This window comes from Rhodobacter sp. SGA-6-6 (assembly GCF_011043545.1).
In the GTDB taxonomy this organism is placed as follows: Bacteria; Pseudomonadota; Alphaproteobacteria; order Rhodobacterales; family Rhodobacteraceae; genus Pseudogemmobacter.
On sequence record NZ_JAAKGP010000001.1, the window covers coordinates 625,651 to 648,728 of the forward strand.

General features: G+C 70.8%; 23 protein-coding genes. 4 read left to right on the top strand and 19 right to left on the bottom strand.

From position 1 onward, the window contains the following. Positions 1 to 19 precede the first annotated feature (19 nt). The 7 genes from G5B31_RS03020 to G5B31_RS03050 all read right to left on the bottom strand — a co-directional run bounded on the left by G5B31_RS03020 (position 20) and on the right by G5B31_RS03050 (position 7,459). Positions 20 to 685, bottom strand: a complete 666-nt coding sequence (locus tag G5B31_RS03020; protein ID WP_165013617.1) for a TetR family transcriptional regulator C-terminal domain-containing protein — start codon at positions 683 to 685, stop codon at positions 20 to 22. Continuing rightward, a complete protein-coding gene (locus tag G5B31_RS03025; RefSeq protein WP_165013620.1) occupies positions 669 to 2,051 on the bottom strand; it encodes an aminotransferase in 1,383 nt (460 codons plus the stop codon). Before G5B31_RS03025 ends, G5B31_RS03020 begins: the two co-directional genes overlap by 17 nt. A gap of 76 nt (positions 2,052 to 2,127) precedes the next feature. After that, positions 2,128 to 3,045 (bottom strand): ABC transporter permease, encoded by a 918-nt coding sequence (locus tag G5B31_RS03030; protein ID WP_205911774.1) that lies wholly within the window; start codon positions 3,043 to 3,045, stop codon positions 2,128 to 2,130. Then, positions 3,045 to 4,106 (bottom strand): ABC transporter permease, encoded by a 1,062-nt coding sequence (locus G5B31_RS03035; protein ID WP_165013624.1) that lies wholly within the window; start codon positions 4,104 to 4,106, stop codon positions 3,045 to 3,047. Before G5B31_RS03035 ends, G5B31_RS03030 begins: the two co-directional genes overlap by 1 nt. Then, the gene (locus G5B31_RS03040; RefSeq protein ID WP_240904241.1) at positions 4,107 to 5,633 is read right to left on the bottom strand and encodes an ABC transporter ATP-binding protein; all 1,527 of its coding nucleotides are present in this window, start codon (positions 5,631 to 5,633) and stop codon (positions 4,107 to 4,109) included. Then, positions 5,633 to 6,715: a BMP family ABC transporter substrate-binding protein gene (locus tag G5B31_RS03045; protein ID WP_165013625.1), complete on the bottom strand. Its 1,083-nt coding sequence runs from the start codon at positions 6,713 to 6,715 to the stop codon at positions 5,633 to 5,635. The genes G5B31_RS03040 and G5B31_RS03045 overlap by 1 nt, the downstream gene beginning before the upstream one ends. Before the next feature lie 45 nt (positions 6,716 to 6,760). Then, on the bottom strand, positions 6,761 to 7,459 hold the full coding sequence (locus G5B31_RS03050) for a GntR family transcriptional regulator (protein ID WP_165013627.1): 699 nt from the start codon (positions 7,457 to 7,459) through the stop codon (positions 6,761 to 6,763). A gap of 133 nt (positions 7,460 to 7,592) precedes the next feature. Between G5B31_RS03050 and G5B31_RS03055 the strand changes: the two genes are divergently transcribed. From G5B31_RS03055 to guaD, 4 genes are read left to right on the top strand one after another with little or no spacing between them, the layout of a single operon-like run. Further along, on the top strand, positions 7,593 to 8,447 hold the full coding sequence (locus G5B31_RS03055) for an aromatic ring-hydroxylating dioxygenase subunit alpha (RefSeq protein ID WP_240904242.1): 855 nt from the start codon (positions 7,593 to 7,595) through the stop codon (positions 8,445 to 8,447). A gap of 10 nt (positions 8,448 to 8,457) precedes the next feature. Continuing rightward, complete coding sequence (locus G5B31_RS03060) at positions 8,458 to 10,158, top strand: Rieske 2Fe-2S domain-containing protein (protein ID WP_165013629.1); 1,701 nt, start codon at positions 8,458 to 8,460, stop codon at positions 10,156 to 10,158. A gap of 3 nt (positions 10,159 to 10,161) precedes the next feature. Continuing rightward, on the top strand, positions 10,162 to 10,806 hold the full coding sequence (locus G5B31_RS03065; protein WP_165013631.1) for a glutathione S-transferase family protein: 645 nt from the start codon (positions 10,162 to 10,164) through the stop codon (positions 10,804 to 10,806). After that, positions 10,806 to 12,158, top strand: a complete 1,353-nt coding sequence (gene guaD / locus G5B31_RS03070; RefSeq protein WP_165013633.1) for a guanine deaminase — start codon at positions 10,806 to 10,808, stop codon at positions 12,156 to 12,158. The genes G5B31_RS03065 and guaD overlap by 1 nt, the downstream gene beginning before the upstream one ends. On the opposite strand, the gene G5B31_RS03075 is transcribed toward guaD, so the two are convergent. The 12 genes from G5B31_RS03075 to G5B31_RS03130 are packed head-to-tail and all read right to left on the bottom strand — an operon-like array spanning position 12,159 to position 23,069. Beyond that, positions 12,159 to 12,959, bottom strand: a complete 801-nt coding sequence (locus G5B31_RS03075) for a M55 family metallopeptidase (RefSeq protein WP_165013635.1) — start codon at positions 12,957 to 12,959, stop codon at positions 12,159 to 12,161. Continuing rightward, positions 12,956 to 13,990 (bottom strand): P1 family peptidase, encoded by a 1,035-nt coding sequence (locus G5B31_RS03080; RefSeq protein WP_165013637.1) that lies wholly within the window; start codon positions 13,988 to 13,990, stop codon positions 12,956 to 12,958. The genes G5B31_RS03075 and G5B31_RS03080 overlap by 4 nt, the downstream gene beginning before the upstream one ends. A gap of 60 nt (positions 13,991 to 14,050) precedes the next feature. After that, positions 14,051 to 14,341, bottom strand: coding sequence for a hypothetical protein (locus tag G5B31_RS03085; RefSeq protein ID WP_165013639.1), 291 nt, complete (start codon positions 14,339 to 14,341; stop codon positions 14,051 to 14,053). Next, positions 14,341 to 14,886, bottom strand: a complete 546-nt coding sequence (locus tag G5B31_RS03090) for a hypothetical protein (protein ID WP_165013641.1) — start codon at positions 14,884 to 14,886, stop codon at positions 14,341 to 14,343. Before G5B31_RS03090 ends, G5B31_RS03085 begins: the two co-directional genes overlap by 1 nt. Then, positions 14,883 to 16,115: a hydantoinase/carbamoylase family amidase gene (locus G5B31_RS03095; RefSeq protein ID WP_346763869.1), complete on the bottom strand. Its 1,233-nt coding sequence runs from the start codon at positions 16,113 to 16,115 to the stop codon at positions 14,883 to 14,885. The genes G5B31_RS03090 and G5B31_RS03095 overlap by 4 nt, the downstream gene beginning before the upstream one ends. Before the next feature lie 8 nt (positions 16,116 to 16,123). Then, a complete protein-coding gene (locus G5B31_RS03100; RefSeq protein WP_165013645.1) occupies positions 16,124 to 17,011 on the bottom strand; it encodes an alpha/beta fold hydrolase in 888 nt (295 codons plus the stop codon). 14 nt (positions 17,012 to 17,025) lie between these two features. After that, complete coding sequence (locus G5B31_RS03105; protein ID WP_165013647.1) at positions 17,026 to 18,171, bottom strand: pyridoxal phosphate-dependent aminotransferase; 1,146 nt, start codon at positions 18,169 to 18,171, stop codon at positions 17,026 to 17,028. A gap of 18 nt (positions 18,172 to 18,189) precedes the next feature. Beyond that, complete coding sequence (locus G5B31_RS03110; RefSeq protein WP_165013648.1) at positions 18,190 to 19,647, bottom strand: NAD(P)/FAD-dependent oxidoreductase; 1,458 nt, start codon at positions 19,645 to 19,647, stop codon at positions 18,190 to 18,192. After that, positions 19,644 to 19,901, bottom strand: a complete 258-nt coding sequence (locus G5B31_RS03115; protein WP_165013649.1) for a (2Fe-2S)-binding protein — start codon at positions 19,899 to 19,901, stop codon at positions 19,644 to 19,646. The genes G5B31_RS03110 and G5B31_RS03115 overlap by 4 nt, the downstream gene beginning before the upstream one ends. Beyond that, positions 19,898 to 21,079, bottom strand: a complete 1,182-nt coding sequence (locus tag G5B31_RS03120) for an FAD-binding oxidoreductase (RefSeq protein WP_165013651.1) — start codon at positions 21,077 to 21,079, stop codon at positions 19,898 to 19,900. Before G5B31_RS03120 ends, G5B31_RS03115 begins: the two co-directional genes overlap by 4 nt. After that, the gene (locus tag G5B31_RS03125) at positions 21,079 to 22,008 is read right to left on the bottom strand and encodes an ABC transporter substrate-binding protein (protein WP_165013653.1); all 930 of its coding nucleotides are present in this window, start codon (positions 22,006 to 22,008) and stop codon (positions 21,079 to 21,081) included. Before G5B31_RS03125 ends, G5B31_RS03120 begins: the two co-directional genes overlap by 1 nt. Before the next feature lie 56 nt (positions 22,009 to 22,064). Next, entirely contained in the window at positions 22,065 to 23,069 is a 1,005-nt protein-coding gene (locus G5B31_RS03130) for an ABC transporter substrate-binding protein (RefSeq protein ID WP_165013655.1), read from the bottom strand. Positions 23,070 to 23,078 lie beyond the last annotated feature (9 nt).

Sequence of the window (23,078 nt, forward strand, 5' to 3'; positions counted from 1 at the left end):
TCTCCCCCCAAGGCCGCCGTCAGAGCGCAGGCGCCGGAAAATCGCCGGGAAACAGCCCGTCGAGATAGGCCAGACAGGCCCTGATCCCCGCCGCCCGGCCCTCCGGCCCGGTCTGGCCGTTCACCAGATTGGCGATCCAGTAGCCGTCGATGATGGCGTTCAGCGTGGCCGAGACCTGGTCGGCGTCGATGGTTGCCCCCCGCGCCGCGGCCAGCGCCGCCAGGTCCTCGGCGGTCGATCGGCGATAGCGCGCCTTCACCTCGGCGCAGCGCTGGCGATAGGCCGGGTTGCGCGCGGCTTCCGCCCAGAAGGCCAGCCAGGCCGCCATTTGCCGGGCGCTGGAGACCCTGCCGTCGAAATCGCTTTCGATCATCGCGCGCAGCCGCCTTGCCGCCGTCTCTCCGGCCGTCTCGCCGCCCTCGCACAGCGGCTGGCGCAGCGCCTCGTATTCCTCCAGCATGTGGTCCAGCGCCGCCAGCAAAAGGCCGTCCTTCGACTGGAAATGAAAGGCGGTGACGCCGTAGCTGCAACCGGCCGCATCGGCCACCGTCTTCATGGTCAGCCCGGTCAGCCCCAGCTTGCCGATCACCGAGACCGTCGCCTCCAGGAGCGCGCGGCGGCGCTCGGCGGTCTGGTCCTCGCGGCGCGGGCGCGCGGGTTTCTCCGCCTCAGCCGATATGGCCATCGGCCACCTCCTTCCCGGTGCGCAGGATCGCCTCGCGCAGGATGGCGCAGATGCGGTCGATCTCGGCCGCGGTGGCGATCAGCGGCGGCGAGATCACGCAGAGATTGGCGATGGGGCGGACGATCAGCCCCAGGTCCCAGGCGATCTCGTCCACCCTGAGCGCGATCTTCTTGTCCAGATCGGTCGCCTCGGCATGGGGCGGGCCGGTCATGATCTCGACCGCGCCGATCAGCCCGACGGCGCGCACGTCGGCGACCAGCGGCAGGTCGCGCAGCGCCGCCAGCCCGGCGTCGAACCGCGGGATCATCGCGCGGGTGTGGGGCAGGATGCCGTCGCGTTCGATCACCGCGATATTGGCCAGCGCGGCGGCGCAGGCGACCGGATGGCCGGTGTAGGTATAGCCATTGTTGAACCAGCCGCCGCGCGCGTTGCCGCCGCTGACGCGGGCCAGCACGGATTCGGAAATCGCCACGCCGCCCAGGGGGACATAGCCCGAGGTCACGCCCTTGGCGAAGGTGATCATGTCCGGCACCACGCCGAACACGCTTTCCGAGGCGAACCATTCGCCGCAGCGGCCGAAGGCGGTGACCACCTCGTCCGAGATGTAGAGGATGTCGTGCTGCTCGCAGATCGCCTTGATGCGGGCATGATAGCCCTTCGGCGGGATGATCACCCCGCCCGAGGCCAGCACCGGCTCGGCCAGGAAGGCGGCGACGGTCCCCGAGCCGAGTTGCGCGATCCGCTCCTCGAACTCGCCGACCAGGAAGTCCAGGAACGCCGCCGCGCTGCGGCCCTGCGCCAGCCGCGGATTGGGGCTGGAGAGGAAGGAGACGCGGTCCCCGGCGATGTCGAAATTCGGCCAGTTGCCGGTGCGGCCGGTGCAGGCGGCGGTCAGCGCGGTGGAGCCGTGATAGCCGTCATAGCGGGCGATGATCTTCTTCTTCGCCGGCCGCCCCAGCACGTTGTTGTAATATTCGGTGAAGCGCAGCGCGGTGTCGACGGCGGTCGAGCCGCCGGTGGTGAAGAACACCCGGTTCAGGTCGCCCGGCGTCATTTCGGCGATGCGCCCGGCCAGTTCGGCCGCGGGACTGTTGGTGGTATACCAGGGGGAGTTGTAGGAAAGCCGCAGCGCCTGATCCGAAATCGCCTTGGCGATGTCGGGCGAGCCATAGCCGATCTGGGTGCACCACATCCCGGCCGGCCCGTCGATCAGCCTATGGCCGGTGTCGGTGTAGACATGGATGCCCTCGCCATGGGTCAGCACCGGGCGGGCGGCCTGGCCCAGCTTCTCCATCTCTTCCGAAGGGCTGAACAGGTGGTCGCGCGCGGCAAGGGCGGCGCGGTCCTCGTTTCTCATGTCGTCCATGCCGGCCTCCCCCTGCCCGAGTCGGAGGCTGGCACAACTTGACTGACCGATCAAATAGTTTCTGCCGCCCTGCCGTTCAGGCCCCCGGACGGAACGGGCGGGCCAGCGAGGCCGGCACCTCCATGCCGCGGCGGCGCTTCTGCGAGATCAGCACCAGCGCGACGATGGTCGCCAGATAGGGCAGCGCCGACAGCGCCTCGGACGGCAGCGGCAGGCCGAGGATCTGGCCGTGCAGCTGCAGGATGGTGAAGCCGCCGAACAGCACCGCCCCGGCCAGCGCCCGCCAGGGCCGCCAGGCGGCGAAGACCACCAGCGACAGCGCGATCCAGCCGCGCCCGGCGGTCATGTTCTCGACCCAGATGCCGACATAGGCGACGGAGAGATAGGCCCCACCCAGCCCGGCCATGGCGCCGCCGAACAGGATGGCGGCCAGGCGGATGCGCCGCACCGGATAGCCGATGGCATGGGCGTTTTCCGGCGATTCGCCGATGGTGCGCAGGATCAGGCCGGACTTGCTGCGGGTCAGCCACCACCAGACCGCGGGCACCATGGCAAGGGTCAGGTAGACCACGATATCGAAGCGGAACAGCAGCGGGCCGAGCAGGGGAATGTCGCCGAGCAGCGGGATCGCCAGCGGCTTCAGCGTGGCGACCGGCTGGCTGCCGAAGCCCATGCCGATCATGGCGGAAAGGCCGGTGCCGAAGATCGCCAGCGCCAGCCCGGTGGCATATTGGTTGGCCAGGAAGACCAGCGCCAGCAGGGCGAACAGGCCCGAGGCCAGCATCCCCGCCAGCGCCCCGCCGACGAAGGCCAGCGGCAGCCCCCAGCCCGAGATCGCCAGCCAGAAGGCCACCGCCGCGCCGATCAGCATCATGCCTTCGAGGCCGAGGTTCAGGACGCCGGATTTCTCGACCACCAGCTCTCCCAGTGCCGCCAGCAGCATCGGGGTGGCGGCGGCGATGGTGCCGACGAAGATCGCGGTTGCCAGATCCATCACGCGCCGCTCCGGGTGATCCGCCAGGAGGTGAAGAACTCGCTGGCCAGAAGGAAGAACAGCAGCAGGCCCTGGAACACCCGGGTGATATGCGCCGGGATGCCGAAGGAGACCTGCACCGCCTCGCCGCCGACATAGGTCAGGGCGAGGAACAATCCGCCCAGAAGGATGCCCGCCGGATGCAGCCTGCCGACGAAGGCGACGATGATGGCGGTGAAGCCGTAGCCGGGCGAGATGACGGCGGACAGCTGGCCCAGGGGGCCGGCGACCTCGTAGAAGCCGGCCACCCCGGCGGCGGCCCCGCCGACCAGCAGGCCGGTCCAGATCGCCCCTTTCTCGGAAAAGCCGACATAGCGCGCGGCCCGCGGCGCGGCGCCGCCGACCGCCAGCCGGTAGCCGGCGAAGGAGCGCGAGACGAACAGCCAGAGCAGGCCGAGCACCAAGAGCGCGAACCAGACCGAGGCGGTGACGCGGAAGCGCGGGTCGAGGGGCGACAGCGTCCCCGCGGGCGGCATCAGCGCCGTCTGCGGGAAGTTGAAGCCCATCGGGTCGCGCCATGGCCCGCGCACCAGCCACGAGAGCAGCAGCCCGGCGATATAGGTCAGCATCAGCGTGACCAGAATCTCGTTGGTGCCGAAGCGCGCGCGCAGGAAGGCGGCGATCCCGGCCCAGGCCATGCCGGCCAGCAGCGCCGCCAGGAACATCAGCGGCAGCAGCAGGCCATGCAGCCCCTGCGGCGCGAACAGTCCCACCCCGGCGGCGGCGATGGCGCCCATGGTCAGCTGCCCCTCCGCCCCGATGTTCCAGATGTTGGCGCGGAAGCCGACCGACAGGCCGGCGGCGATGATGATCAGCGGCACCGCCTTCACCAGCAGCTCGGTCAGGCCGTAAAGCCCGGTCACCGGCCCGATGAAGAAGGCGTAAAGCGTGGCGAGGGGATCGAAGCCGAGCGTCCAGAACAGCGCGCCGCCGAAGACCAGCGTCAGCAGCACCGCGGCAATCGGGGCCAGCAGGCGGGCGGCCCAGGTTACCTCGCGGCGGGGTTCGATGCGCAGCGCCATTCAGTGCATCCTCCCGACGCCGGTCATGTAGCTGCCCAGCCGGCTTTTCGTTGCCTCGCCCCGCGGGATCGAGGGCGACAGCCGTCCCTCGGACAGGACATGGATGCGGTCGCAGATCTCGATCAGTTCCTCCAGCTCCTCGGAGAAGACCAGCACCGCGGCGCCGCGGCGGCTCTGGTCGATGATGCGCTGGCGGATGAAGGCGGCGGCACCGACGTCGACGCCCCAGGTCGGCTGCGCCACGATCAGCACCTTGGGGTCCAGCGCCAGCTCGCGCCCCAGGATGAACTTCTGCAGGTTGCCGCCCGACAGGCTGGAAGCCAGCGCCTGCGGTCCCTCGGCCTTGACCGAGAAGCGCGAGATGATCGCGGCGGCGCGGGCGCGGGCCTGAGCGTAGCGGGCAAGGCCATGGCGGACCAGGCCGGCGGTATAGCCGGTCAGCAGGGTGTTCTGGGTCAGGGTATGGCCGGGCACCGCGCCACGGCCCAGCCGTTCCTCGGGCACATAGGCCAGGCCCCGGCGGCGGCGCTGGTCGGCGCGCAGGCCGGTCATGTCCTGCCCCAGCAGCGCCATCCGGCCCGCGGGCGCGGCGGCCTCGCCCGACAGGCAGGCCGCCAGTTCGGACTGGCCGTTGCCCGAGACGCCGGCGATGCCGACGATCTCGCCGCCGAAAAGGTCCAGCGCGATGCCGTCCAGCGCCCGGCCCTGCGCGCCGAAGGGCCGGCCGGACAGGCCCTGCACCGACAAGAGCGGCGCCGGCGTCAGGCTGGCCGGGGGATGGTCGGTCACCGGCAGGTCGCTGCCGATCATCATCACCGCAAGATCGTGGGCCGAAGCGGTGCGCGGGTCGGTGCTGCCGGTCACCCGGCCGCCCCGCAGCACGGTGGCGCGCTGGCACAGCGCCCGCACCTCGTCCAGCTTGTGGCTGATGTAGATGATGCTGCATCCCCCCGCCGCGATGCGGCGCAGCACGGTGAACAGCTGCTCCACCGCCTGCGGCGCCAGCACCGAGGTCGGCTCGTCCAGGATCAGCAGCCGCGGGTCGCGCATCAGGCAGCGCAGGATCTCGACCTGCTGGCGTTCGCCCATCGACAGGTCGGCGACAAGGCGGCCCGGCTCCACCGACAGGCCGTAGCGCGCGGCGGTCTCGGCGATGCGGGCCGACAGCGCCGGCAGGTCCATCCGCCCGGGCAGGCACAGCGCGATGTTCTCGGCCACGGTGGCGGTCTCGAACAGCGAGAAATGCTGGTAGACCATCTCGATCCCCAGCGCCCGCGCCTGCGCCGGGCTGTGGTGGCCCAGCACCCGGCCGTCATAGCGGATTTCGCCGCGGTCGGGGCTGGTCGCGCCGTAGATGATCTTCATCAGCGTGGACTTGCCCGCGCCGTTCTCGCCCAGGATGGCGTGGATCTCGCCCGGCGCCACGGAAAGCGTGATCGCATCGTTGGCGACCACGCCCGGATAGGCCTTGGAGATGTCCCGCAGCTCCAGCCGCGGGGTCATCCCCTCGTCAATGGCCGTCGCCATCAGCCCAGCGTGCCGATCATGCCTTCGGCCAGCCAGTTGATGCCGCGCACCGCATCGCCGGGCAGGACCTCGCCCGCGGCGACGACGACATTGCCCTGGTTGTCCTTGATCTCGCCGGCATAGGGCTGGATTTCGCCGGATTTCACGCCCTCCACCGCAGCATCCAGCTTGGCGCGCACGTCCTCGGGGATCGCGGCGTTGAACGGGGCCAGCGTGACCACGCCCTCGGCCAGCCCGTCCCAGCGGGATTCGCTGGTCCAGCTGCCGTCCAGCACCTTCTGCGCCGCGCCGACATATTCCGAGCTCCAGTCCAGCACGACCGAGGTCAGCTGACTGTCCGGTCCGAAGGAGGTCAGGTCGCTGGCATAGCCGACCGCATAGACCCCGGCCTCCTGCGCCGCCTGCACGCAGACGCCGGTGTCGGTCATGCCCAGGATCACGTCGGCCCCCTGCGCCATCAGCGCCTGCGCCGCCTCCTTCTCCTTGCCGGGGTCGAACCAGGAGTTCAGGAAGACGACCGAGCAGGTGATGTCGGGGTTCACCGTCCGCGCGCCCAGCAGGAAGGCGTTGCCGGGGCCGACGATGTCGGGGATCGGGAAGCCGCCGACGAAGCCCAGCTTGCCGGTCTTGGTCATGTGGCCCGCGGCGATGCCGGCGATATACATGCCCTCGTAATACTTGGCCTCGAAGGTGCCGAGGTTGTCCAGATGCACGATGCCCGAGCAGTGTTCCCAGGCCACGTCCGGGAATTGCGGGGCAACCTTCTGCATCGGCTGGCCCAAGGAGAAGCTGGTGCCGAAGATCAGCCGGTGGCCCTGCGAGGCCAGGTCGCGGAACACCCGCTCGGCGTCCTGCGGCAGGAAGGTGTTGTCGACCACCGTCACCTGCACCTTGTCGCCCAGCGCGGCCTTGATCGCCTCGATCCCCAGGGCGTGCTGCTTCGACCAGCCGATCTCGGCCGCCGGAGAGGCGTTGACCTGGCCGATCTTCAGCACGTCCTGCGCCGCGGCGAGGCGCGGCAGCGCCAGAGCCCCGGCGAATGCGGCCGATCCCTGAAGCAGTCTTCTGCGCGAGAAATTCATGTCGTCCCTCCTGTCGTGCCCGTGCTGGCCAGGCGTTTTCCCGGTTCAGGCCGGTTCCGTCTGCGGTTTCAGCCAGCGGCCCAGAACCTCGTCGAGGTCGGGCCGGATCGCGGCGCGCATGTCCATGTCGTAGCCGCGGGCGATGGCGTCGTAATGGCTGGCGATCAGCCGCAGCGCCGGCTCGATCCGCCCGCCCTTCAGATGCGCCAGCAGCAGCCCATGGTCGTCGTTCAGCTTCTGCCGGTGGTAATCGCGGTTGACGTAGAGCAGCCGGATCAGCTGCGACCGGCGCAACAGGCGGGCATGGCTTTCCTCCAGCACCCGGTTGCGCGCAAGCTTGACCAGTTCGACGTGGAATTCCGGCCCGATCCGGTCGGAGCCGGCATCGTCGCCATGGTCGAGGCAGCATTGCGTCTCGCAGACGTTGCATTCCAGCCGGTCGAGGTCCGAGGGCGACAGCCTTGTCGCCAGCTGGAAGGCCGCGCCCTGTTCGATGGCGGCGATGGCCTCGAAGATCTCGAAGGCGTCGCGGGCGTCCAGCTCGGCCACGAAGGCCCCCCGGTTGGGGTGCATCTGCACCAGCCCCTCGCGCGCCAGCACGATCAGCGCCTGTTTCACCACCGCCCGGCTGGTGCCGCAGATCTCGCCCAGATGGCGTTCGCCCAGCTTGAAGCCGGGCGGCAGTTCCTGCGCGGCGATGGCGCCGGACAGGGCCTCTGCGATCTGCCGGGAACGATACGCCATCCGTGCCGCCTGTGCATTTCCTGAATCCGAGCCTAAAGTATCGGCGCCGTATCTTGTCAAGCAATCTTCGTCGTTGATATGACAGGATCGACAGATTGCTATGCAATTCATCACCCGCGACGGAGGAGCAGCCATGGCCGACCCCCTGCCCGATCCCTTCATGCTGAACCAGTGGTTCCCGATCTCGGCCCTGCAGGACGTGCATGACCGGCCCCGCCGCACCACGCTGCTGGGCGAGCCGCTGGTCTATTTCCGCGACGGCTCCGGCTGCCGCGTCACCGGCGCCGATGGCCGCGCCCTGCCGGTGCTGGAGCAATATGCCTGCCTCTGGACCACCCTCGGCCGGCCCGAGGGCGGGCTGTTCCCGATCCCGGAATACGACGAACCCGACCGCCGCAACATCGCCGCCGGCTCCATCGGGGTGAACGTCTCGGCCATGCGGGGGATCGAGAACTTCCTGGACATGGGCCACTTCCCCTATGTCCACACCGGCATCCTGGGCGAGCTGCCGCACACCGAAGTCAAGGAATACAACGTCGAGCTGCGCGAGGGCGGGCGCGAGATCGTCGCCACCGAATGCCTGTTCTACCAGCCCCGCGCCTCCACCGTCTCCACCTCTGGCGCCGATGTGGAATATGTCTACCGGGTGCCGCATCCGACCTGCTCGGTGCTCTACAAGTCCAGCCCGATGGATACCCGGCGGCTGGACGTGATCGCGCTGTTCGGCCAGCCGACCGGGCCGGAAAGCTTCCGCGGCCATATGGTGCTGAGCATCCTCGACGACGTGAACGCCGACGATTTCATCAGCTATTTCCAGCTGCACATCTTCGGGCAGGACAAGCCGATCCTGGAGAACCAGATGCCGAAGCGGCTGCCGCTGGACCCCAGGGCGGAAACCCCGATCCGGGCCGACAAGACCTCGATCATGTATCGCCGCTGGCTGGCCTCGAACGGCGTGACCTATGGCGTGATCCCCGCAGCGGCATGAAAGGATGAGGATGGACAGCGCAAGCATCGCCCCCGGCTGGGTTCCGGTGGCCGCCAGCGAGGATGTGATCCCGCGCCATGTGTTCCAGGGCAAGCTCTGGGGGCAGGAACTGGCGATCTGGCGGGCCGACGACGGCTACGTCAACGTCTGGGAGAACCGCTGCCTGCACCGCGGCGTGCGGCTGTCCATCGGGGTGAACACCGGGACGGAACTGGTCTGCCAGTATCACGGCTGGCGCTACGCCAACCGCAATGCGGGCTGCACCTATATCCCCGCCCATCCGGCCGACGCGCCGCCGCGCACGATCTGCAACCGCACCTGGCCGGCGCGCGAGGCGCATGGGCTGATCTGGACCCATCTGGGCGAGGGCGAACCGGCGCTGCCCGAGGCCGCCGAGGCGCCGCTGGTGCTGCGGGCGGTGCCGGTGCGGGCGGCGCCCGGCGACGTGTCGGCGGCGCTGGAGGGCTTCGATCCGGGCGAGGGGCTGGCGCATCGCGGCGGGCTGGTCTTCGGCGACGGCGCCAGCACGTTGCGGCTGTTCGTGCAGCCGATGGATTCCGGCCTGTCGGCGATCCGCGGGCTGGTCTCCGGCCCGCTGGCGGGCGAGGGGCTGGCGCTGTTGCGCCGGCTGAACACCGCACTGACCGCCTTCGGCCGCGCGGCCGAGGCGGCGGCCCGGCAGCACCCTGCCCCTGCGCCGATCCCGCCGGTCTATGGCCGGGTCAGCGAGGAGCTGGCCGAGATGCCGGAGATGGCCGCCGGCACCGGCAAGATCCGCGTCACCATCGCGGCGAAAACCGTCGTGGCCGAGGGCATCGTTTCGCTGGACCTGCGCCCCCTGCGCGGGGTGCTGCCGGCCTTCCAGCCCGGCGCGCATATCGACGTGGCGCTGCCGAACGGCCTTGTCCGGCAGTATTCGCTGGTGAACGGCCCGGGCGAGACCGACCGCTACATCATCGGCGTCAAGCGCGAGCCGCAGTCGGCGGGCGGGTCGCTGGCGATCCACGACAGCCTGAAACCCGGCGACCTGCTGGCGATTTCGGAGCCGCGCAACAACTTCACCCTGCGCCGCGATGCCGAGGAGACGATCTTCCTCGCCGGCGGCATCGGGGTGACGCCGCTCCTGGCGATGGCCGCGGCGATGGCGGTGGACGACCAGGACTTCCGCCTGCACTACTTCGCCGCCGGGCAGGGCCACCTGGCCTTCCCCGAGCGGCTGGCGGCCCTGGGCGAAAGGGTGCAACCGCATCTCGGCCTCGATCCCGCCGGAACGATGGCGGCGCTGCGCGAGATCCTCTCGCGCCCCGGTCCGGCGCGGCAGGTCTATGTCTGCGGCCCCGGCCCGATGCTGGACGCGGCGCGGACCATCGCGGCGGACCAGGGCTGGCCGGAAAGCGCGGTGCATTTCGAGTATTTCCGCAACACCCACGAGATCGACGATTCCAGCAGCTTCGACATCGCGCTGGCGCGGTCGGCCGTGACGCTGCGGGTGCCGGCCGGCAAGTCGATCCTGCAGGTGCTGCGCGAGAACGGCATCGCCGTGCCCTCCTCCTGCGGGCAGGGCGCCTGCGGCACCTGCAAGGTGAAGGTGCTGGAGGGCATCCCGGACCATCAGGACGTCTATCTGAACAACGCCGAGAAGGCCGCGAACGACAGGATCATGACCTGCGTCTCGCGGGCGAAATCCGACCGTCTCATACTGGATCTCTAGCCGATGATCAGGCTTTACGACTTCGACCTGTCGGGCAACTGCTACAAGGCGCGGCTGCTGCTGGCCATCCTGGGGGTGGAATACGAACGCAGGAACGTCGATTTCTTCCCCGGCCTGAAGCACCGCGAACCGGAGTTTCTGGCGGTGAACCCGCTGGGCCAGCTGCCGGTGCTGGAGGACGGCGACCTGCGGCTGGCGCAAAGCCAGGCGATCCTGGTCTATGTGGCCCGGAAATACGATCCCTCCGGCCGCTGGTATCCGCTGGACAGCCCGGAAATCGCCGGGCAGGTCCAGCAATGGCTGGGCTTCGCCGAGGGGCTGACCGCCACCGCCTCGGCCGCGCGGCTGGCCGACGGCATGGGCTTCGACTTCGACGCCGAGGCCGCGCGGGACGGGGCGCACAAGCTGTTCGCCGTGATGGACGAGCACCTGTGGTTCCAGGAACGGCAGGGGCAGGACTGGCTGGCCCCCGGCGCCGCGCCCACCGTCGCCGACATCGCCTGCTTCCCCTATGTCATGCTGTCGGAAGAGGGCGGCATCTCGCGCGAGACATATCCCGCGATCCGCCGCTGGACCGACCGGGTGAAGCGCATTCCCGGCTTCGTGGTCATGCCCGGCATCTTCCCCGCCGTGCTGGGCAGCCAGTGATGCAGCCCGCGCTGGTCGTCCTCGGCAGCGGCTTCCACACCCCCGCGCGCGACCGGCTGGAGGTGCTGGCCGACTGCGCCTTCATCGTCGACGGCACGGGCCGGATCGCCGATGTGATCCGCCCGGAGGACCCCCGGCAGCAGGCCCTGGCCGCCTGGGCCGAGGCGCAGGGGGTGCTGCACCGGCTGCCCGCCGATGCCTGGCTGATCCCGGGCCTCGTGGACCTGCATGTCCACGCGCCGCAATGGCCGCAGCTGGGCAAGGCGCTGGATGCGCCGCTTGAGGTCTGGCTGCAGAAATACACCTTCCCGCTGGAGGCGCGCTTCGCCGACCCGGACTTCGCGGCCGAGGTCTATGACGATCTGGTCCGCAGCCTTCTGGCGCAGGGCACCACCACGGCGATGTATTTCGGCTCGGTCCACAAGCGGCCCAACCTGATCCTGGCCGAGGCCTGCCTGCGCCACGGCCAGCGGGCGCTGGTCGGCAAGGTGGCGATGGACGATCCCGCCACCTGCCCCGCGTTCTACCGCGACGCCGATGCCGCCACCGCCATCGCCGAGACTCGCGCCTTCATCGCCGAACTGCGGGCGATGCAGGGCGAGGACCCGCTGGTGCTGCCGGTGATCACCCCGCGCTTCATCCCCAGTTGCACCGACGACCTGCTGGAAGGGTTGGGGCAACTGGCGCGCGAGACCGGATGCCATGTCCAGACCCATGCCTCGGAAAGCGACTGGGCGGCGGGTTATGTGCGCGACCGGCTGGGCTGCTCCGACTGCACCGCGCTGGACCGTTTCGGCCTCCTGACCGACCGCACGGTGCTGGCGCACGCCAATTTCATCGACGGCAACGACATGGCGCTGATGGCGCAGCGCGGGGCGGCGGTGGCGCATTGCCCGATGTCGAACGCCTATTTTGCCAATGCGATCTTCCCGGTCCGCCGGGCGCTGGAGGCGGGGGTGGAGGTCGGCCTCGGCACCGACATCTCGGGCGGGTTCAGCCCCTCGATCCTGGACGGGCTGCGCCATGCGCTGATGACCTCGCGCCATCTGGGCCGGGGCGCCGACCCGACGCTGCCGCCCGAGGCCCGCGGCACCGGCGAGGCGCCGCTGACGGCGGTGGAGGCGTTCTGGCTGGCCACCGCCGGCGGGGCCGACGCGCTGTCGCTGCCGGTGGGGCGGCTGGCCGAGGGCCAGTGCTTCGACGCGCTGGTCATCCGCGCCAATCTGCCGGGCAGCGGGCTGCGGCATTTCCCCGGGGCGGACCGGCCGGAGGAGCTGTTCGAGAAGATCGTGCTCACCGCCGACCGCGCCGCCATCGGCGACATCTGGGTGCAGGGGCGCAAGGTCCGCTGATCAGACCTTCAGGAACAGCAGCGCCCGCAGGATCTCGGCGAAATCGGCATGGGCAAAGGCCACCGCGCGGGGGCCATGCCTTACGGCTCCGGGATACCACGCCGCACGATAGGCGCCGGTCGGGTTGTTGAACTCGATCACCACCTCGTAGCGGCCCGCCCGCTCCGGCAGGGCGCGGGAGAGATCGCCCGACAGCGCCGCCTCCACCCCCTCGCGGATCAGCCGGCAGGCGCGGGCGGGGGAGATCGAGCTGGTGGCATTGCCGTCGCCCGCCAGCGTCTCCACCGCCGCAAGGCCCGGCACCATCGCCCGGGCCTCGGCGCAGATGCCGGCATCGCCGGACAGGAAGACCGAGGGCACGCCGTAGCCCGCGGCGCAAAGGGCGTTGACGGTGAATTCCGACGCCACCTCGCCGTTCAGCAACAGCCGCGAGATGCGGAGGTTCGAGGTATGCGCCAGCGGATTGGCCTCGCTGCCGGCCCTGGAGTGATAGCCGGTGTAGACCGCCGCGGCGAAGCCGGCGTCCAGCCCGAACATCATCGCATCCGGGTGGCCCGACCAGCCGCGGACGATGCGGGCATAATCCGGCAGCCGGTCGAGGATCAGGTTGCGGCCGCTGTCGTGGGCGTCCTTGATCACCACCTCGGTCGCCCCCGCGGCGCGTGCGCCCTCGCAGGCGGCGACCACCTCGGCGGTCATCAGGGCACGGAACTCGGCCCAGTCGGGATGGGTCCGCTCGGCCTCGTCCCAATGGGCGATGCCGGCGGTGCCTTCGATGTCGGCGGAGATGAAGACTTTCATGGCAGCGGATTCTCCTTCAGCCAGTCGGCAAGGGCGGGATAGGTTCGGCCGTCGCGGCCGGTCATCGCCGGGGCGGCGCAGAGGGCGTTCAGCACGGCTTCCTGCGTGGCCTCGGCGGCGGCGCGGAAGGCGGTGTCGATATGGGTGTCGGAAAGCCGGGCCTGCGGGGTGAAAACCTCCGGCTCATGCGCCACCGGGTCGGCGGTGGTGAAGCACAGGCAGATGTCGCCGCTGCCGTGGCCCCAGAAGGCGCCGAGCCGCGCCAGCCCCGCGCCGCCGCGCCGGGCGACGCGCTGCAGCTGGCGGTCGGCCAGCGGCAGGTCGGTCGCCAGCACGACGATCACCGAGCCGCTTTCCGCCTCGGCCGGGCGGCGCGGGTCGGGGCGGCGGCCGTCGGGCAGCAGCAGGTCGCCCGCCGCGCCGAAATTCGCCAGCACCAGCGCGCCCATGGTGAAGCCTTGCCCGGGGATCTCCATCCGGCGCGAGGCGGTGCCGATCCCGGCCTTGAAGCCGAAGGCGGTCATCCCCGACCCGGCGCCGACCGCGCCCTGCTCCACCGGCCCCGGACGGGCGGCTTCCAGCGCGGCGATGGCATCGGCAGGCGTCACCGCCATCGCCTGGATGTCGTTGATGCCGCCGTCGTTGCATTCGCAGACCAGCGGGTTGACGGTCGAGGTCCGGCGGCCGATCTGCGGGTTGGCGGCGACGGCGCGGCGGATCAGCGCCTCGGTGCAGGCAGCGACGCCGAAGGTGTTGGTCAGCAGGATCGGCGTCTCGATGGTGCCGAGTTCGGCCACCTGCATCAGCCCGGCCGACTTGCCGAAGCCGTTGATCACCTCCACCGCCGCCCGCGGCTTCAGCCGGAACAGGTCGCCCGGATGCGGCAGGATTGCGGTGACGCCGGTGCAGATGCCGTCCCCCCGCAGCGAGCGGTGGCCGATGGTTACCCCCGGCACGTCGGTGATGGCGTTCAGCGGACCGGCGGCCAGCCTGCCGCCGGGGATCAGCCCGAAGTCCCGCGCCGTCGTCATCGCCTGCCTCCCTGCGGTCCGGTCCAGATAAGGCACAAGCGGCGGGATTGTCATCCGGGCTCAGGCAGAAATCTCCTCCAGCGGAGAGATGCCGCGGGCGGACAGCAGCCGCGCCAGCGCCTCCGCCCAGGGCAGCGGGGCCAGAAGGCGGACGGCATAGCCGTGGCGCAGGAAATCCTCGATCTGGTCGGCGACCAGCACCAGCGCCGCCAAGGCCGGCCCGGCCTCCATCCCCGCCGGCGGGGTCTGGATCAGACCATGACCGCCCGGCCCCGACAGCGCCGCCAGCCGGGGGTCGTCCAGGTCCCCCACCACCAGGATGCGGCGGCTGCGGCAATCCCCGGGCTCCATCACCGCCCCCCTGCCAGAAAGCGCCGGAAGGCGGCGCGGGCGGCGGTCTCGTCGTAACCGGGCAATTCGGTGCCGATGCCGATGCTGCGCGGGGCGGGCAGGCCCTCCTCGGCCAGCACCTGCTCCAGCACGCCGATCCAGACGCCCCTGCCACGGACCAGCGCCATCTCGCGCGCCTCGGGCCGGCCGCCCCAGGCCGGGCCGGAATCGGTGATGCCGATGCCGCTGGAGGGGCTGCCGTCGACGCCGAGCAGCACCAGATCCTCGCAGCCCTGCCGCAGGTTGTGCTTCAGCACCGAAGCGACGGTGGCTGCAACATGGCGGCAATGGCGGCGATAGCCGGGGGTATCGTATTGCTCGCGCACCTGCCACCAGCGCCCGGCGCCGAGGAAGGTCATCTCTGGACAGGGCATCTGCTGGGGCAGGTAGTGCGCGGCCTTCAGCTCCTCCAGCACCCAAGGCACCGCGCCGGGGCAGATCGCATATTCGGCCACCTTGGCGTTCTGGTTCAGCAGGCAATGCGAGACCAGAGCGACGCGGGTCATGCCCCCTCCTCCGCCAGCAGCGGCGCCACCACATCGGCCAGCACCTGCGCCCCGGCAGCGACATGGGCGGGCTCGGCCCATTCCGCCGGATCGTGGCTGATACCGCCGCGACAGGGGATGAAGATCATCGCGGTGGGGCAAAGCGGCGCCAGATGCCGCGCGTCATGGCCGGCGGCCGAGGCCATCTCCAGCGCCGGCAGCCCGCGCCGCGCCGCCGAGGCCGCGATGGCCTGCCGCAGCGCCGGGTCGAAGCCGTTGGGCGGCGCATCGACCAGCACCCGCACCGCCGCGGTGCAGGGCAGCGCGGTCTCGGCGGCCAGCGGGGCGATCCGCGCCGCCAGCCGTTGCAGCGCCGCACCATCGGGATGGCGCAGGTCGATGCGGAAGCGGACCTCCCCCGCGATCACCGAGGGCGCGTTGGGGCTGACCTCGACCCGGCCGATGGTGAAGCGGGTCTCCGGGTCGGCCAGTCCGACCTCCTGCTGCAACCGCGATGCCACCCGGGCGAAGGCCATCACCGCGTCGCGGCGGTCGGCCATCGGCTGGGTGCCGGCATGGTCGCGCTGGCCGGTCAGGGTAACCTCGCAGGTCACCTTGCCGTCGATGCCGGAAACCACGCCGATCACCGCACCCTCGCGTTCCAGCCGCGGCCCCTGCTCGATATGCGGCTCTATGCAGGCCCGGGGACGGAACGGCGGGCGCAGGGGAAGCCCGGGGAAAGCGCGGCGCAGGCGGTCGATCTCTTCCCCGGCGGTCAGCCCCTCGCCGTCCCGCGCGGCCCGGACCTCGGCAATGTCGCGCTGCCCGGCGAAGACGGCGGAGCCCATCATCCCCGGGGCGAAGCGGCTGCCCTCCTCGTTCATCCAGGCGACGACGGTCAAGTCGCGCGCCCGCGGCATCGGGCTGGCGGCCAGGCTGGCCGCCACCTCCAGCGCCGCCATCACCCCGAAGGCGCCGTCGAAACGGCCGCCGGTGGGCTGGCTGTCCAGATGGCTGCCCGCCAGCACCGGGGCAAGGCTGCGGTTGCGCCCCGACAGGGTCAGGAACAGGTTGGCGGCGGCATCGGTCGCGGCCTCCATCCCGGCGGCCTCGGCCCAGCCGATCACCCTGGCCCAGGCCAGATGCTCGCCGTCGCTCAGCGCCTGACGGTCCACCCCGCCCCCCGGGATCGCGCCGATCTCTCCCAGCTCCATCAGCCGGGACCACAGCCGCCCGGCGTCTATCTCCACCGCGCCGCTCATTCCGTGCGCATGATCTGGCCCGGATTGGCGCGCGGGTCGCGCGGGCGCCAGGCCCCGGCCTCGACCTGGGCCAGGAACTCGGCCAGCAGCTGGTTGAACAGCTCCGGCTCCTCCAGGTTCAGCGTGTGGCCGGTCTTCGGCAGCACCGCCAGGCCACAGGCCGGGATGGTCTTCTTCAGGAAGATGCCGGGTTGCAGGCAATGGTCGTCCTCGTCGCCCACCATCACCAGCGTCGGCACCTGCATCGCCGCGAAGTCCTCGCGCAGGTCGTAAAGCGAGGGACGCATCGCCTGCACCCCGCGCATGGTCAGCGCCGCGCCGCGGTCGGAATGGGTGGCCAGCCGGGCGGCGAACTCCGCCCAGCCGCGCGGGTCCTTGTTCTGGAACTGCACCCGGCTGGCGCCGAGGGCGTAGATCTTCGAGAACTCCTTCGCCCCTTTCGTCTCGAAATTCTCGGCCACCGACAGCGAGACGCCGCGGAAATAGTCTTCGTATTCCTTTTCCGCGCCATAGCCCGCCCCGGCGATGCACAGCGACAGCGCCCGCTCCGGCGCGATCAGGCCGAAATGCGCGGCGGCGAAACCGCCCATCGACAGGCCGACGACATGGGCCTTGCCGATCCCCAGCCCGTCCAGCACCGCCAGCGCATCCTCCACCGCGATGCGCTGCGAATAGGAGGAAACGTCGTCCGGGATGTCCGAGGGCGCATAGCCCCGCGCCGCATAGCTGATGCAGCGGTAGCGGCGGGCGAAGCGGCGCATCTGCGGCTCCCACGCCGCATGGTTGCCGCCGAATTCGTGGATAAACAGGATCGGAAGCCCCTCGCCCGCCTCCTCATACCAGAGCCGCGTTCCGTCCTGCGCGGTGACATATCCCTCGACCATCCCTGCCCCCCTTTTCAGAACTGCGCCGCCACGTCGTTCAACCCGCGCGCGGCCTCCATCGCCTCGGGCAGCAGCGCGACGAAGCGGCGGCCCCAGTCCTCGGGCACGGTGGTGGAGACCTTGATGAAACGGTCGCCGAAGCGTCTGGTGTGATAGGTGCCCTGGCGGATCATCACCCCGCGCAGGCGGTAGGCCTCGACCAGCGCCTCGGGACGGATGCCCGATGCGGTGGTGTCGATGCAGAGGAAATTGGCCTGGCTCGGCCAGACCACCATCGACAGGCCCGGCGCGGCCTCCACCGCCTGTCGGATCATCTCCTGGTTGGCGCGGTTGATGCGGCGCACCTCGGCCATCCATTCCGGCTTGACCCGCAGCCCCGCCTCGGCCCCCCGCTGCGCCACCACGCTGGCGCCGAGGATCGAGGCCGAGAAGGGCGCAAATTCCTCGACCAGCCTTGGCGGCACCACCAAGGCGCCGATCCGCATCCCGGCAAGGCCCAGCCATTTCGAGAAGCTGGTGGAGCAGACCGCGTTCTCCGGGTCGATCCGCAGCGCGGGGGTATGGTCCTCGGCGAAGTCGCGGTAGGTGCAGTCGTGGATCAGCAGCGCGCCCGCGCCGCGGGCGATCTCGCAGAAGGCGGCGATCTCGTCGCGGCTATAGGAGATGCCCAGCGGGTTGTTCGGGTCGACGATGTAGATCAGCGCGGTGCGGTGGTCGACCGAGGCCGCCAGCTGGCCGGGCGTCAGCCGGTAATGGGTGGCGGGGTCCCAGATCGGCAGCTCGATCACCTCGGCCCCCATCTGCGCCGCCATCAGCCCGGGCCATTTCCAGGTGGGATCGGTGGTGACGAAGGTGGTGCCAGGGCGGCAGCGCGCCCGCACCGCCATGGCCAGCGCATTGACGCCGCCCTCGGTCACCATCGCCTCGCCCGGCACGGCCAGATCGGCGACGATGGCCGCGCGCAGGCTCTCGAAGCCCAGGGGCGGGGCATAGGCGTTGAACTCGCCCGCGCGGATCGAGGCGACCATCGCCTCCTCCACCGCCGGGTGGGCGGGGATGTGGTTGGTGTTCTGGCCCATCCAGATCAGCCCCTTCTCGGCGCAGAGGCTGTCGAAATAGCGGTTGCGGAGGTTGGGGCCGGAAAGGGTGTGCTGCGACATCGGGTTCTCCTCGCAAGGTCAGGCCGGGCCGGTGCCGGGCGTGTCGGGACGGGCGGTGCGGGCCAGCGCCGCATGGACGGCGTTCATCGGCACCGGCCGCAGCGGCAGATGGGCGCGGTTGTATCCCGCCTGCCCCGGCGGGACGCCCGCCTCGGCCAGCGCCGCAGCCAGTGCCGCGCCGCAGACCCGGCCCTGGCAGGGGCCCATGCCGGCGCGGGTCCACATCTTCACCGCGAAGGTCTCGGCCGCGCCGGCCTGCACCGCGGCGCGGATGTCGGACAGCCGCACATCCTCGCAGCGGCAGATCACTTCCGCCTCGGGCAGCGGCACCGGCGGGGCCTCGGGCGCGGGCCAATGCGCGGCCAGCGAAACGGCGAAGCGCCGCGCCTTCGCCAGTTCGGCGGCAAGGCTTCGCATCAGGCCGGGGTCGGGGGTGCGTCCCAGGACGCGCGCCGCCGCCGACAGCCCGGCGATGCGGCCGGAGACCAGCGCCGGGCGCATCCCGCCGATGCCGCAGGTTTCGCCCGCCGCATACAGCCCGGGGCGCGAGGTCTCGCCGCTGTCCGGCCGGGCGAGGCAATGCCAGCCGCCGAGCGCCGGGTTGTGGGCATGGTCTGCGCCAAGCGCGGTGGTGGCGTCGATCACCGGCTGGAATCCGTAGCCGATGCACAGCGCGCCCACGCCGCCGATCCGCTCGGCGCGCGACAGGTCGGGCCGGCCGAGGGCATCGACCGGGGCGATCTCCACCGCCTCCAGCCTGTCGCGGCCGAGGGCGCGGGTGACTGCATGGCCGTGGTGTTGCTGCGCGCCGGTCCGGCGCAGGTCGGCCAGGAGCCCGGCGGCAGCACTCCAGCGCGAGGGCCAGGGGGCCAGCATCGTCAGCGAGGACAGCGGGCGCAGGGGCTGCCGTTCGACGAAATGGTCGATCCGCCGGCCCGCCTTGGCGAAGGTCGAGGCTACCGCCATCAGGAAGGCCCCGGTCCCCGCCAGCACCACCTTGCCGCCGAAGGGCAGCGCGCCGCCGCTTTTCACCAGCCGCTGCGCCGCGCCCGCGCCGATCACCCCGGGCAGCGTCCAGCCCGGGAAGGGCAGCGGCCGTTCCATCGCGCCCGCGGCCACCACCACCGCCCGCGCCCGGACCGCCAGCGCCCCGGCGCCGCCGTCCAACGCGGCGTAAAGGAGGAAGCCCTCGCCCTCCGGCGCGGCCCAGAACAGCTCGGCCCGGGAGAGAAGGCGCACGCCCGCGGCCCGGGCCGCTTCGGCGAGGTCGCGTCCCAGCCGCGCCGCCTCGCTGGCCGCCAGCGGGCCGGAGGGATCGCCGGGCTGCATCGCATATTGCCCGCCGGGCCGGTCGTAGAGGTCGAGGCACAGCACATCGGCCCCCGCCGCCGCAGCCTCCTTCGCCGCCGCCAGGCCCGCAGGCCCCGCGCCGATCACCGCAACATCGCAGGACAGCAGGTCCGCCGCCATGGTCATGCCGCGCCCTCCCCCGTCCGCACCACCATCCCGGCGCTGACCGGCGTCAGGCAGGAGCGGCGGCGGAGGCCGTCCACCTCGACCATGCACTCGAAGCAGAGGCCCATGCCGCAGAACATCCCCCGCGGCGCCTTGTCCTTCGGGCTGAACCGAAGGGCGGGATCCACCGCGGTCAGCACCTGCGCCAGCGGCTGGCCTACGGGGGCGCTGACCTCGCGGCCATTCAGCCGGATCAGGACGGTCTCCGCGCTCATGCCGCATCCCTCTGTGCAAAGCGCATCGGCGCGTAGAAGCGCGCGGCCAGCGCGGCCAGATCCTCGGGCAATCCGCCGGCGCCGGTGACGGCGGCGACCAGGTGGTCGGCCAGCATCAGCGCCCGGCAATAGCCCGAGCCGTTGTCGCCGGCGGCGACATGCAGGCCGGGCAGCGGCAGGCTGCCGGCAAGGAAGCGGGAATCCGGCGTCACCCCCTCGAACCGCACCCAGGACCGCAAGAGCGGCTGTGCCGCCAGCGAGGGGAACAGCATCAGCAGCGTCTCGATGCTTTCCAGCACGAAACCGGGCGGGACCTCGTGGATATGGTCCTGCGCGCCTTCGGGCGGATCGAAGGGGGCGGTGACGGTGTTGAACAGCACCTGCCCGGAGGCCGCCTGCTGGATCTGGGTATAGCCGCTGTCGACACCGCCCGCCCGCTCGCAGGCCGAGATCACCCGGCGGATGGTGCCGGGGGGCTGGCGCATCGAGGCCAGGCATTGCGCCTGCCGCGGGCGGATCGGCAGGACGATCCCGGCCATCGCCGCCAGCCGCGCCGTCCAGGGACCGCCGGTGAGAACGACATGGGGGGCGGAGACCGCGCCGCACGAGGTCTCCACCCCGGCGATCCGGCCGCCGTCGATCCGAAGGGCGGTCACCGGGGTATTCGCCACAGCGGTGGCCCCGGCCTCTCGCGCAAGGCGCAGCACGGTGCGCAGGCCGAGGAAGGGATTCACCGTGGCGGTATCGGGCGCCCAGGTGGCGCCGATCAGCGGGCCGGTCATCAGCGGCTCGCGCTCGCGCGCTTCTTCCGGCGTGAGCAGCGCCACCTCGGCGCCGAGCGCCTGTTCCCGCGCCACCCAGTCGGCGCCGACCGCGCGGTCCTCGGGGTGCAGGATGTAGCAGAGTTTGCCCTGGCGGTTGTATTCAAAGGGGTTGCCGGTCGCCTCGGCCAGATCGGACCAGAGCTGCCCGGCATGGCGCAGCAGCGGATATTCCTCGATCCCGTGCATATGGGTGCCGATGGCCGCAAGGCTGGCCCCGGTGACCGCGCCGCCGAAGGCCCGGGCCTCCAGCAGCAGCGGCTTCATCCCCGTCCGCGCCAAGGCCCGCGCCGTGGCCGCGCCGAGGATGCCCCCGCCGACCACCACAGCATCGGCGCTGTGCGGCAGGTCCGTCATCAGACGGCCCAGTCCCTGCGGCGGAAGGCGGCCGGGGCGGCCTTCCAGAAGCGGTCGTCCAGCACGCCCGCGGTGGCGGCTTCATGCCCTTCCACCTCGCGGATGGCGCGGGTGGCGGCGGCCAGATGCGCCGGATCGGGGCAGCCGAGGCCATGGGTCAGCGTCGCCCCGGTCAGCGACAGCGCGCGGATGTCGGCCAGTTGCCGGGCATGTTCCGCACGCGGGACATCGGGGCGGGCGCGCAGGCAGGCGGCGATGGCGCGGTCGGGGTCGTCGAAGGCGATGGTCCAGCCTTCCAGCACGGCATCGACCACGGCCTGCACGACTTCGGGCTTCTCGGCCACCAGCGCCGCATCGGCGACCAGCCCGTCTTTCAGCACCGACCGCCCGGTGTCGCGGCCGGAGAACACCACCAGGTCGCCGGGCGGCACTTCCGCCTCGACTTGGTGCAATTCGTGGTAGGAGGTCATCTGGCCCGAAGCGATCTCGCCCCGCAGGAAGGGGCCGACGGTATCGGGCATCTGCACCCGCTCCACCGCGCCCGCCGCGACACCCGCGCCGGCCAGCAGCCAGCGGAACTCCAGATCCTCGCCGCCCGGCCAGACGCCGACGCTTTTCCCCGCCAGATCGGCCAGCGCGTTCACGCCGGAGGACCGCCGCGCCGGATAGACCAGCGGGCTGACCTGCTGCACCGTCATCAGCCAGCGCAGCCTTTCCGGCGCGGCGCTTTCCAGAATATGCGCCGGGCTCGCCACCGCCATCTCGGACACGCCGGTCAGGATCGAGGCGACGTGCTTGCAGGAGAAATCCAGCCCCTCGCAGCGGATTTCCACCCCCTTGCCGCGGGCCAGCCCCAGTTCCTCGGCCAGAAGATAGCCGGCGAACTGCGCCTGCTTGTGCCACAGGAGTCGGATGCGGATGGTAGTCATGTCTGCCTCCCGGATCGAGGGGCCGCGCGCCGGGGCGGCGCGCGGCGGTCGTTGGTTCACTCGCAGAGGATGGTGCGATAGTCGGCCGGGGCCGCGTCGACGAAGCTGTTGGTGTAGCCCGTGGACAGGTCGATGGGCTGGTCGATCAGCCCGGCGCCCAGCAGGATCTCCTGCGCCAGTTCCCAGCTTTCCAGCCGGGTCTCGCCGAATTTCCCCTCAAGGGTCGGACCGGCGCAGGCGATGTCGCGCATCTGCTTGATCTGTTCGACCTGGAAGTCCTTGTCGAGTTCCGAGTTGTATTTCACCACGATCTCGGCGGCGGCCTCGGGGTCGGCGAAGGCTTCCTTCCAGCCGCGCAGGCTGGCGTTGACCACCGCCTGCACGGTTTCGGGATGCTCGGCGATCTGCGCCTCGGTGGTGAAGAGCCCGCCCGAGATGAACTCGGCCCCCGCCTCGCCCGCGTCGAGATAGACCAGGTCCTCGGGCTTGAAGCCGTTCTGGTAGACCAGCAGCAGTTCGTTGTAGCGGGTGACCTGCATCACCTCGTATTCGCCGTTCAGCCAGGCGATGATGTCGTAGCCTTGGCTGATCGTCGTCACCTCGGCCGGATCGACGCCGGCCTTCTTCAGCATGGCCATGAACTCGTGCTCGTCGCCGCCGAACCACAGGCCGACCGAATGGCCGGCCATGTCGGCGACCGAGGCGATGCCGCTGTCCTTGCGGGCGACATAGGTGGTGGCCGACTTCTGGCCCCACTGGCTGACCATCACCAGCGGCACGCCGTTGGCGCGGGCGGCGATCACCTGGTTGGGATGGCCGATGCCGAAGGTGTCGACCCCGGTCGCCACCATGACGGTGGGCTTCAGGTCCGGGCCGGCAGGTTGCAGCAGGAAGTCCCCGACCCCCGCTTCCTTGTAGTAGCCCTTCTCCAGCGCGACGATGGGGCCGGCGAACTGGCCCTGCAGCACCCATTCGAGCCGCATGGATTCGGCCATGGCGGTCGCCGATCCGGTCATCAAGAGCAAGGCTGCCAAACCGGATTTCAGAAAAGTCCTGGTCATCTTTCACTC